The 12,851-nt window shown below is 26.2% G+C and carries 8 protein-coding genes; all 8 read left to right on the top strand.

What is annotated here, in order from left to right; all coding sequences use genetic code 11:
* Positions 1–51: 51 nt before the first annotated feature.
* Genes ACKU4C_RS13150 through ACKU4C_RS13115 form a run of 8 tightly spaced genes read left to right on the top strand, consistent with a single transcriptional unit; the run spans position 52 to position 12,824 of the window.
* The gene (locus tag ACKU4C_RS13150; RefSeq protein ID WP_321312713.1) at positions 52–1,356 is read left to right on the top strand and encodes an ankyrin repeat domain-containing protein; all 1,305 of its coding nucleotides are present in this window, start codon (positions 52–54) and stop codon (positions 1,354–1,356) included.
* Positions 1,357–1,369: 13 nt separating this feature from the next.
* Complete coding sequence (locus tag ACKU4C_RS13145) at positions 1,370–3,181, top strand: protein containing Six-hairpin glycosidase-like domain protein (protein ID WP_321312711.1); 1,812 nt, start codon at positions 1,370–1,372, stop codon at positions 3,179–3,181.
* Between the two features lie 24 nt (positions 3,182–3,205).
* Positions 3,206–5,656, top strand: a complete 2,451-nt coding sequence (locus tag ACKU4C_RS13140; protein WP_321312709.1) for a Mur ligase family protein — start codon at positions 3,206–3,208, stop codon at positions 5,654–5,656.
* A 2-nt stretch (positions 5,657–5,658) separates the two neighbouring features.
* Positions 5,659–7,116, top strand: a complete 1,458-nt coding sequence (locus ACKU4C_RS13135; protein WP_321312707.1) for a Mur ligase family protein — start codon at positions 5,659–5,661, stop codon at positions 7,114–7,116.
* A 4-nt stretch (positions 7,117–7,120) separates the two neighbouring features.
* Positions 7,121–8,833, top strand: a complete 1,713-nt coding sequence (locus ACKU4C_RS13130) for a hypothetical protein (RefSeq protein ID WP_321312705.1) — start codon at positions 7,121–7,123, stop codon at positions 8,831–8,833.
* A 9-nt stretch (positions 8,834–8,842) separates the two neighbouring features.
* Complete coding sequence (locus tag ACKU4C_RS13125) at positions 8,843–11,053, top strand: CapA family protein (RefSeq protein WP_321312703.1); 2,211 nt, start codon at positions 8,843–8,845, stop codon at positions 11,051–11,053.
* A gap of 17 nt (positions 11,054–11,070) precedes the next feature.
* Positions 11,071–12,108, top strand: coding sequence for a histidinol-phosphate transaminase (locus ACKU4C_RS13120; RefSeq protein WP_321312701.1), 1,038 nt, complete (start codon positions 11,071–11,073; stop codon positions 12,106–12,108).
* A gap of 8 nt (positions 12,109–12,116) precedes the next feature.
* A complete protein-coding gene (locus ACKU4C_RS13115; protein ID WP_321312698.1) occupies positions 12,117–12,824 on the top strand; it encodes a phosphocholine cytidylyltransferase family protein in 708 nt (235 codons plus the stop codon).
* Positions 12,825–12,851: the final 27 nt, after the last annotated feature.

The raw sequence follows: 12,851 nt of genomic DNA, 5'->3' as shown, positions 1-12,851 counted from the left end.
CTACATATAAGTATAATAATTTTATTTTTTATCAAAAAGAGGTACATACTAATGTCAAAAAAATTAATATATTCATTTTTTATAGTTACAATTTTCATATTTACAGGTTGTGTAAAAAAAGAAAATCAATTAAATTTATCAGATATAAGTGCAAAAAAAGAGAATACAATTGGTACAACAATACATGATGCAGTTAGAATTAACGATTTAGAATTAGTTAAAACTTTTATTAATAAAGGTGTAGATTTAAACAAAAAAGATAGATTTGGTTATACCCCTTTACATCTTGCAGCTAGATTTAATCATTTTGATATTGCAAAACTATTAGTTGAAAAAGGTGCAGATGTTAATACAAAAGATAAATATGGTGATACACCTTTAATAGATTCTACTAGAAATGGTTACACAAATGTATCAAAACTTTTAATTTGTAATGGAGCAAATAGAGATACTTTAGATAAGTACGAAATGTCTGCATTACATTATGCTTCTAAAACAAATGATGTTTATATCTCTAAACTTTTAAGAGCTGATGATATTGAACCTATTTGTTCAAATAAAGAAGAGGTGGAAGTTGAGCCTAAAGAACAGTTTTATAATTTAATTACAATTGATGATAATGATGTAATCAATGATAATACTCCAAAAATATGTGGGAATATTATTGACTCGGATGTAAAACAAGTACAAATAACATTTGATGGTGGGAAAACCGTAACTGAAGCAGAATTAAAAGATAATAGATGGTGTGCACAAGTTGAGACAAAAGTTGAAAATGGAACATACAATGTAATGGCTATGGCTATAAACTCTGCTAGTCAAAGAGGAAAAGTTGAAGATGAGTTAAAAATTTATGTGATAAATGAATTATATGATGTTTTAAATGATGAGTTTAAAGATGATTTTGCAATATGGAATGCCCAGTTAGATGAAGATACATTAACATTTAGATTTAAAGATCCAGCTATGATGTTTAAAAGGGGAAGTAGTAAAATAAATGATAAGTATAAAAAGATTTTAAATCAATTTTTTCCTAAATATGTAAATATCTTAAAAAATTATAACAATGAGATTATAAATATTCATGTGGAGGGTCATACTTCATCTAGATACAGAACAGCTCCAACACCTGAGGAAAAATTTGAAAAAAATAAAATTTTATCTCAAAAAAGAGCAGATGCTATTTTAGAATATTTAGAAGGAATTAATAATTCAATAGTTTTAGATAATAAAAATTTTATACAAAATACTTTTATCCCTGAAGGTAAATCATCTTCAGAAGTTATTTATAACAAAGATGGAAGTGAGAATTATGAATTATCAAGAAGAGTTGAATTTAGAATAGAAACTAGATAGAAAAAGGTGATATATGATAAAGACTGTAGAAAATCTTTTTAATGATATAAGAGAGGCTTTATCATATAATAAGCCTTTTGTAGCAACTAATAAAAATAAAATAGATTTTGACCCTAAAATCTCTCAAATATATATAACTCTTTTTCAAGAAGCTCAAAGACCAATTAGATGGGGGTCAAAAAAGAATACTTTTGAAGATAGTATAAATAGAGTAATTTTTAAATTACGAACAAATCCTAACTTTTTAAATTTTAATTTACTTGATAAAACAAAATGTCGTATTTTATTTGAGATAGTCACTAAAGAATATCCTTGCAATATAAGAAATTTAACCACAATGAAAATGAACTCTCCAAATAGGTTTGAACCTGGAGTAAATGGTTTAAAATGGAAATATAAAAATATTCTTCACTATTTTATGCCAACGGATGCTTATACCAAGTCTATCATGAGTGTAAATCAGTTATTAAATTTTCTATCAAAACAGTGTGATATAGCAAAAAGAACAAATAAAATTAGTGAACGTGTTCATTTAATGAGAAGGGAAGATATAGAATATACTTTTATAGATTCAAAAGCTTATGTAAGTTACGAAAATCAGGTATTAGAATTACAAAGGGGGTACCCTTTACCTGTAGATTTTAATAAAGAAATAGTTTATGATAAAACTATTAAAAGTATTAATTGGTTAGTTGAAAATATGAATGATAATGGAAGTTTTTTATATTTTTACGACCCTTATAAAAATACAATAGTTGATGATATGCATCCTAATATGATTGATCCTTTATATAATAATATATTAAGACATAGTGGTGGAACGATAACTTTACTTAGAGGATATGAATTAACAGGTGAAAAGAGTTATTTAGAAAAAGCAAAAGATTCAATTGATTTTTTTATCTCAACATTTAAAGAAGAAAAAATAGATGGAAAATATTCTTGTTTCCCTTTTTTTAACAAAAAATCTAAACTTGGTGGGGCTGGAATAGGACTTGTATCTTTAATGCATTATTATCTTAATTCTAAAAGTAATAAATATAATAAATATATGGAGGGTCTAGTAAGACATATTCTTAGTAGAATTGATGAAGAGGGTGAAATGATTGGTTATTATATCCATCCTAAATATAATGATGGGAAACCAATAATTAATCCTGATGATGAAACAAAAAAAGAATTATTCTCTTTTTATTATCCCGGTGAAGCTCTTTTGGGTCTAGCTTTATACTATCGACATATGAAAAATGTCGATGAAAAACTTCAAGAAGAGATAAAAGAAAAAAGTGAAAAAGCATTAGATTTTTTAGTTGATATTAGACCCATAAAGTATGATTATTTATTTGAACCCTTACCAGCAGATGCATGGCTTATGCAAGCAATTGAGGAGTGGGTAAAAGTAGATGGCTTAAAAAAACAAGCTTATATAGATTTTGTATTTAATGATACAAAACAGATGTTTAAGCATATGTATACAGAATATAATACTTTGAAAAGAAATAAAGATTATATAGGTGGGTTCTTTTATCAGTTTGGAGACCATGTTTATCATGATGCTTCAAGATGTGAAGGTGTAGTTAGTGCTTATTATTTGGCTAAATATTTAGAAGATGAAGAGAAGGTTTCGTGGATAATGGAGCATATGTTGTTAAGTGCAGAAGGTTTGATGAAAACTTTTCATGATGAAAAATCAAACTATTGTCATATAAATCCTAAAAAAGCACTACATAGCTTTAGGTTTAAATTAACTAGACAATGGGTAAGGGTTGATTCTGTACAACATGCAGCTTGCTTTTTTGCAAGATTATTAAAAGTATTAAAATAGTTTATATGAGTGAAGGGTAATTTAATGGATGGTATAAGTGCTTTAAAAAAGATTGATAAAAGACAATTATGGAGACTTTTTATTGATGGAAGGTTTCATAAAAAATATCGTGGTTGGACAGGTTATGAAAATCAAGAGAATGGTTCAACGCAAGGGATGATTAATGCATATACCCATATGCTAGAAAATTTTGATTTATCAAAAGGTGTTAGTTGCCACTATTTAAGAAACCTTCATCATATTTGTATGTTTAATGTTCATTCAACGTTAAGGGAAGCTTCACCAGGAGATTTAAGATGTGAAGAAACTGGTTTTAAATTTTTTGCTGCAAGAACAACATTAGAGTTTTTTAAAGAGTTATTTGAATTAAGAAAAAATGACAATGTAAAGCTTTTTCATAATAAAGGTTTTGAAAAATCTGCGAAAGATTTAGATGTTTTTGATGTATATAAACGATTAATGAAAAGAGGAAAACTACAATTTAATCCTTGGTTTCCAGAGTTGGATGAAAAGACTAAAAATATCTTGGATCAAAAAGGAAGTTTTGTAGAGTTTTATGAAGCTAAAGCTTATGTGCAACTTCAATTTGCAAAAAAAATGGAAGAGATTGTAAATAGATTTAATCAAAAACTACAAAAACTAGAAGGTGAAGATAATATCATAAGTGAAATAGCTAAGTTTATTCAGGAGATTGAGTTATTACACCCTTTCCCAGATGGAAACTGTAGAACATTTTTAACTTTGACAAATCATCTATTGTTATATAAAGGTTTATTACCAACAATGATTGAAAATCCAAACTTTGATGGTACCTATTCTTATAAGGAGTATGCTTATGAGATAAAAAAAGGGATGGAATGCACTAAGAAATTATTAGAAAATCCAAATGAAAAACTATATAACTACTCTATAGAAGAAGCTTCAGCTGAAGAGATTTCAAAGTTCAAAGATATGGCTTCAAAGTTTATTTCTACTATTGAGAAATTCTCTTTTGAAATACCTTTAAATATTGAAGATTCTATATATTTGACTCCTGAAAATTTAACAAAAATAACAGGTGGGAAATGGATTAATTTTAATCCAAATATTTTATACTCAAGAGTTGGAACTCACAGCGATGCTAGAAAAGGTTTTATTAGTTTTTTTGTATCTTTATCAGATTGGAGAAAAGAAAACCTTTCTTCTGAAGTTATTATGGAAAGGATAAACTCTTGTGTAAAAAAAGGTGTAAACACAATTGTTGTTGATAGAGAAGAGTATGCAAAAGGCTTAAAAATACCAGTACTTGTTGTGGATGATGTAACTTCAATGTTAAGAAAAGTTGCAATTGAAGTAAGAGAAAAAGTTAATCCTCAAACGGTATTTGTAGGGGGTACTGTAGGAAAAACAGGTTTTAAAATACAATTGCATACTTGTTTAAAAGATATTGTTAATACCCATGCAATTTTAAATAGTGGAAATATAAAACTTCCAATTTTGTACTCTTTAGCAAGTTTAAAAAGTGATGACAAAGTTGAGATAGTTGAAGTATCAGGTGCAGCAAAATATAGTTGGGGTGTAAGTAGAAGTAAAATTATCTCTCCAAATATTTGTGTTTTTACAGATATAAATTTAGTTCATATGGATATTCATAAAAGTGTAGAAAACCTAATTAGAAACAAGGCTTCAGCAGTTGAAGGTTTAAAAGAAAATGGTATTTGTATTGTAAACAATGATGCTTTATATGCCCAAGAATTAAAAACTGTAATTAAAGAGATTAGAGAAGATGCAAAGATTATCACTTTTGGTGAATCAAAAGAGAATAATGCACATATTATCTCAAAAGAGTTTAATTCAGATGATTTCTCTTGGAATATAAAAGCTATGATAAACGAAAAAGAGATTGAGTATAAGTTACCATTGTTTCAAAATCATGCTCCAATACAGAGTTTAGGAGTTTTATTAGTTGTTGATAGTTTAGGTTATGATATAAAAGAGGCTGCATTAAATTATAAAAACATTAGTACCTTTCAAACAATGGGTAGACTTTTTAGAATTACAGAAGAAAAAAAGAGTTTTGTTTTTTATGACCAGTCTTTAAGGGGCTCTATACAAGGTATGGAATCAGCTTTAAATGATTTAAAAAACTTTAAAATCAAGGGTAAAAAGATAGCACTTTTAGGTGGTTCATCCATTGAAGAGGATGGTGAATTTACAAAATTACAACATGAAAAACTTGCTAAACTTTTAAATGAGAGTGATATTGATTTACTTTATACTACAGGTCCGTATTTAAATTATCTACATGATAACTTAAATGATGAATTAAAATCTAAATTAAAACTGCATAGTGATGACAGAGAATTATTAGTTGAAGATCTTATAAAAAACATAGAAAATGATGATTGTGTTTTTGTAATGGGAAGTGCATATTTAAGACTAGGCAATGTTGGTCAATATATTTTATCTTTAGGGAAAAGAGAACAGATTGGATAATTATGAGTGAAAAAATATATCTAGATGCACAAAAACTAAAAGAGATAACAAAAGGCTATTGGATAAATTGTAAAGAGAACATTAACTTTACAGGAATTGGAACCCATGGGGTTTTAAAAGAGGGTAATTTAAGTTTTGCAATTGCACTTGATAAATGGAGAAAAGAATCAATAGATATCGAATATGAATTATTAAAAATATTTAGAAAAAAAGTTTCAGCTGTAGTTATTGATAAAAAAGAGTATGCACAATTTTTTAATAAACCTATGTTAGTTGTTGATGATGTAAATAAAGCAATGGAAAAAGTTGCTTGTGCTATTAGAGATGAGTTAAATCCTATAAGAGTTTTAGTTGCAGGAAGTGTAGGAAAAACTGGATTTAAAACCCAATTGCATCATATCCTTTCACCCCTAATCAATACCCATGCAATAATCAATAGTGCAAATGTAAAATTACCAATCTTATATTCTCTTTTAAGTATGAAAAAAGATGATAAGGTAGAGATATTAGAAGTTTCAGGTGCAGCAAGATATGAAGTGGGTGTTGAAAGAAGTGAAATAGTAAAACCAAATATTGTAGTATTTACAAATGTTACTCCAAATCATATGAGAGTACATAAAACATTAGATAATTTTATAAAAGCAAAGGCTTCTGCTGTAGTTGGGATGGTTCCTAATGGTTTTTGTATTTTAAATGAAGATATGGATACATATGAGATACTAAAGAACAAAATAAAAGAATTAAGACCTGATGTTAAAATATTTACTTTTAGTAAAGAAAACAATGCCGATGCCTTTTTATTAGAAAACACTTTTAATCATAAAGATTTTACATGGGATGTAAAAGCAAATATTAGAGACAATATTGTTGATTATACAGTTCCTATGTTTCAAAATCATGCTCCTTTACAAAGTGTTGCAGCCTTATTAGTAGCTGCTTTATTATCTCAAAATATAAGTAAAGTTAGTGAAAACTATAAAAATTTAATTTGTTATGAAACAATGGGAAGATTATTTGAAGTGGTTTTTGATAATAAAAAGATTTTATATTATGATCAATCTTTAAGAGGTGCAATTGAAGGGATGAGATCTGCACTTTTAGATTTAAAAAATATAAAAGGAAATAGAAGAATTGTAGCTGTTATTGGAGGTTCTTCAACTGAAGAAGATAATTCATTTACAAAAGAACAACATACAGCTTTAGCCTCATATATAAATGATGCACCTATTGATTTATTATATACAACAGGACCATATTTAAACTATCTTCATGAGAATCTAAATGAGGAAATGAAGAAAAAAGTTATTATGGATACAAATGATAAAGATAAAATTTTTGATAGTTTAAGGGAAAATTTACAAGAAAATGATTTATTATTTATAATGGGAAATGGGTACTTAAAACTTGCAACTATAAGTTCAAGGATTTTTAAACTTGGCTCTAAAAAACAAATAAAGTAATCCCATGATAAAAATATCTTTTTTTCTTTCTATATTTTTATTTTCAAAAATATTGTTTGCAAATGAGTTTCCAACTTTTGATATACATTTTGCTGTTTTGACAAAAAATGACAAAGCACATAAAAAAGCTACATTAAAACAATTAAAAAAAGAAGTAGATATTTTAAATAAATATTTTGTAAGTGAAAACAAAGATAAATTAATAAATTTTAGATTTAAATCAGCATCCTTTTATAAAGATATAAAAAATTCTAAATGTAAGTTTATTCGTTTGGGAGATACAAAAGAAAAATACAATAAAAAAAGAGTTTATAAGGAATATTTTACTTGTAAAGATATAAAAGTTAGGGATACAAAAGCGATAAATATATATGTTATAGATAGTTATTCTCCTTTTTATGGTTATGATAAATATACCACTTCAAGGGGAGCTTTTAATAAAGCTTCCCATCCTTTTATTTTATTAGATTGGAAAAGATTAAACCATACTAAACAAAGTCCTGAAGAACATGAGATGGGACATTGTTTTGGATTAGGACATGTTTGTGTAAAAGATGCCAAATATAACAGCGATACAAATATTATGTCTAGTTCAAGTAATTGTAAAGGTAGTGGTGGACAAAGAAATATTGGTTTTAATAAAGAACAAGTTTCTATGATAAAAAGAAATGCAAAAATAATAAAACAAAATTTTAATTTAGAAAAAGTTTTTAAAAATGAAGAAACTATTACAAAACCTGTTAATAACTTAGTTGAAAAATTTATTAACAATGGTGGAAAATCTTATAAAGATTTAAATTCAAAGGATTATCAATACTCTTATATGTACGATAATTTTAGAATATTTTATTCTTTATCTGGAAAAGATGCAATAAAGAATATTGAAGATAAAAATAAAAATTTAGTACCAGATAAAATAGAGAGTTTAATGTATCAATTAGTTTTTTCTAAAAATATTTTAGAAAACTATTTTTTATTAAAAGATCCTTTAAACTATTCTAATAGTCCTTTTGTTTTAAGAGGTTCAAAATATATAGATATAAAAATTAGAGATGTAAAATCAAAAGCATATACTTCAAATAAGAATGTACTTTCTAGATTTTCTATTACAAAAAAATACAATTTACATAGAGGTTCCGTTATTTCAATGACTATTAATAAAGATTTTAAAAATGACAACCTTATCCCTTTTCACGAAATGACACATATTTACCAAAATGCAAAAACAAGATTAAGAAACGATTGGTTTTCTGAAGGTTCATCAAGATGGCTTGAATATAGTTTAGAAAATAAAAAAATAAAAAATAGAAAACTTCCTAAAACTCAAAAAGAGTTATTATCCCTTTTTTCTCAAGGATATAATGCTGCATCTTTTTGGAATAGTTTAGGTAAATATTGTGAAGATTCTGAAAACTTAACTTTTAAAAAGTATAAAATACCTGAGTATTTACAGTTCCCTAAAATCTCAAATGGATTTAAAAACACAGAGTTTTATAAATCTTTATTAGATAATTTACAAGAACAAAGTATATATGCAACAAAAGCAAAAAATTTAAATAACTATTTAGAGTGGCCGGCAAAACAGCAGAAATCAAAATCAAATAATATATTTTTATTAAAAGCATTAACTAAAACAATAAAAGAAAAATGTCAAATAGAAAAACAAGAGATAAATAGTTTTATAAATTTATCTGAGAAATATTTGAGAAGTTATTAAAGGGATTAGATGAAGAATTTTAATTTAACAGCAGTAGGGGATTTAATACTTGCTCGCAGAATGCATAAGTTTTATGAGCAAGATTCCATTGAAAAAATATTTGGAAATACTTTAGAATACTTAAAAAATAGTGATTTAAATCTTTGCAATCTTGAAACAGTTATAACTCACAAAGGTAAACTATTTCCTAAAAGAGAGAAAAATCCTTACTATTTTAGATGTAGTGTAAAGTTAGCTCAACTTTTAATTGACTCAAATTTTCATGCTGTAATAACTGCAAATAATCATGCTATGGATTATGGTGAAGAGGGTGTTGTTTTTCAAAAAGAGTTTTTAGATTTTATGAATATACCAAATTCAGGAAGTGGAAAAAACTTAGCTGAATCAAAAAAACCAATGTATATCAAAGTTAAAGATAGCATTGTTGCAGTAATTAGTTTTTGTACAGTTAAACCAAAAACATTGTTTGCAACAGATGAAAGGGGTGGAATATTTTATATTAGTAAGATAGAAAATATCTCATCAACTTTAGAAGGGATTATTAAAAAAGCAAAAGAGCATGCTGATTTTATAATAGTTTCTCCCCATTGGACAGAAAACTGGGTAGATAATCCAGAAGAAGAGTTAAGAGTTCAAGCAAAAAAATTGATTGATTTTGGGTGTGATGCTATCCTTGGACACTCTTCCCATCTTCTTTTAGGAATGGAAGTTTATAAAAATAAACCAATAATATACGATATGGGTACATTTTTAGTAGATACTATTGCTGGTAATGAATATTTAAAATACTCAGCAATGTTTAAATTAGAGTTTTCCAATAATCAAATTTCACAATTAAATATCTATCCTACAATATTACACAATGGTGGAGTTGAAACAGCAGATGAAAAATGCTTTTCATATGTTAGTGAAAAACTTCAAAGTTTAGATGATAATAATTTAGAAAATTTAGAAATCAACAAAGATGAAAACAATATTAGATTTATTTTTGAAAAAGAGAAAAAAAGAAAGAAAAAGAAAAAAGATATCTTTATTTATGATATAAATGATATTAAAAAAGATGTGTCTATTTATGAAGAAAAAAATTTATTAAGTGAAGATGTTGCAACAAATTCAATAAATATACAATTAGAACATGGATATAAGATTTTAGATTACCAAGCTGTGGAAAGTTTTAGAACAGGTTCAGGATTTCTTTCAAAATTAACGTTTCAAGTTGGAGAAAAAAGTTTTTCAAATATTGAGGTTAATATAGTTGGTAAATCTAAATATGGTCAAACATTTAGTGAAATACATCCTATATCAAATGGGGTTTATAATTCTATACATTGGAAAAAAGATGATATTGTTGTTGATGAAGTTTGTTTAAGAATTAATAGAAGAGTGCAACCTGGGATATACAAACTTTATTGTGCATTAATTGATACACAAACAAATGATTATATAAAAACAATTGATGGAAAAGATTTTGTTGAACTCTCAGAAATATATATATTGCCAGAATTGGTTTCAAATTTGGCATCGGGAATTGATTGGGATGGAAAATTAAAAGAAACAGTAAAAAGAAAATTTGAGGATGAGTTTATGAATGAGCCAGAAAGATATTTATTAGAGGGAATTAGAAAAGAGTTTATAGATGGAAATAAGTTTGATAAAAACTTTTCATTAAGAGCATTTGAACAAAAATATAAATTCAATTCTTCTTTATCATTAATATATTTAACTTTATTTCAAGATGGTAAAGGTTCAACCAAATGGGGTAGCCGTAGAAAAGATTTAAAATCAGCTCTATTAAGGGATATTGAAAAGATTCAATCAAAAAGAAATTATTCAAAATTTGATTTAGAAGATGAAAACTGTGGAATCTTACTTGAAATGGTTATTGATAAAATAGATATTCCTGTAGATGAATTATTAAAAGAAGAGATATTATTTGATGAAAATAAATTAGGATATGAGTTTCAATTTGACGATAAAATAGATGTTTTAGTAACAGAAGCAGAATGTAAATATTTTAACCTTTATACAAATAGGCAAAAGATAGTATTTTCATTAATAAAATATGGAATTACAGAATTTGATGATTTAGAAACTTTTTTGAGAGAAAATTATGAAAAAATAGTATATAGAAAAGTTAAAACAGTTGCATTGGTTAATTATCAAGGTAATACAAATGGATATGTAACTTTTAAAAATATCGATTCAATAATATTTTCATAGAAAGAATAGGAAATAAAATGAGAAACAGTGAATATATTTCTAAACTATTTAGACCACCTTTAGAAAAAAATGATAGAGACCAATATGTTTGTTTAGATAAAAATGAACCCCCTTTTAGTGCCTTTGATTCAATTGATGGTATGTTTAATGATTTAGATATGAAGATGTTAAGGATCTATCCTGACTTATATGATTTATATGAGAAGTTAGCAAAATTTGTAGGAGTTGATGTTAATAATCTACTTATCACTCAAGGCAGCGAACAAGCACTAAAGTATGTATTTGAAGTATTTATTGATGAAAATGATGAAGTAGTATATTATAACCCAAGTTTTGCCATGTATGATGTTTTTAGTTATCATAGAAAAGCAGTGAAAAAATATGTTGAATTTAGAGATGATGCAACTACAAAAGTTGAAGATATTATAGATAAAGTTACAAAAAATACAAGATTATTCTCACTTATAAATCCCCATAATTTTACTGGAACTATGTTTACTCTTGATGAGGTAAAAGCTATTGCAAAACACACTTTAAAGACTGATACAATCTTTTTATTAGATGAGGCATATTTTCATTATATAGATATAGATACTGTAAGTTTAATAAAAGAGTTTCCAAATTTAATTATTACAAGAACCTTTTCAAAAGCCTTAGGAATTCCTGGGGCTAGAGTGGGGTATGCCATTTCAAATCCTGAAAATATAGAACTTCTTAGAAAATATAAACCCATAGATGAGATTGATTATTTAGCAGGAACAGTAGGGAAAAAAGTTTTAGAGAATGCCCAAAAAATTTTAGAAAAAAATGTCAATCAAGTTAAAAAGTGGCAACAAATTTTTAAATCTGCTCAATTAAAAGATATAAAATATATGGATACATATGCAAATTTTATATTACTTAAATCATCAAATTATGAATTTCATAAAAATATATTGTTAGAAAATAAATTTTTAATTAAATATGATTTTAAACAAAAGTGTCTTGAGAATTGTATTAGATTTTCAATTGTTGATGATGAAAATATGCAAAAAATTTTAGATTTATTAAAATAGGAGAAGTAATGAAAGTATTAATTTTAGCTGCAGGGGTTGGAACAAGAATTAGTAGGTATCTTGGAGATCATCCAAAATCGTGTGTTGATGTTGGAGGAAAACCTTTAATAAGAAGAACAATGGAACTTTTTTATCGTAATAATATTACAGATATTACAATTGTTGTTGGATATCAGGAAAAGTATATACATGAAGCTTTAAAAGGTTTTGATTATAAAACATATAAAAACCCATTTTATAAAGTTACTAATTCTATTGCTTCTATGTGGTTCGCTAAAAATGACTTATTAGATGATGATTTAATAATTTTAAATGCAGATTTATTTATAGAAGATTCTATGTTGCAAGATTTAATTAATACAGACTTATCTCCAGTTTTTTTGTCAGATAGCACAAGGATTGAAGATGCCGATTATAGATTTTATTGGGAAGGTAATAAACTAATAAAGTTTGGAAAAGAATTAAAAAATGAAGACACTACCGGTGAATACGTAGGTATAGCTAAGATTCAGAAAAAAGATTTAAAAATCATGAAAGCTCAATTAGAATACTTGGTTGATAAAGGTGAATACAATATGTGGTGGGAAGATGTCTTTTATTCACTAGTTGAAACAGGTAAAAATGTATATATAAAAGATATAAAAGGTGCTTTTTGGGCAGAAGTGGATTTTATAGAAGATTATGAAAGAATAAAAGAATTTGTAAAAAATAAATAAAAGAAACTTATTAAAAACTTTTTTCTT

This window comes from Halarcobacter sp., assembly GCF_963676935.1.
Taxonomy (GTDB): domain Bacteria; phylum Campylobacterota; class Campylobacteria; order Campylobacterales; family Arcobacteraceae; genus Halarcobacter.
The sequence above is the reverse complement of the archived record's forward strand: the minus strand, read 5'-3'. Positions and strand labels throughout refer to the sequence as shown.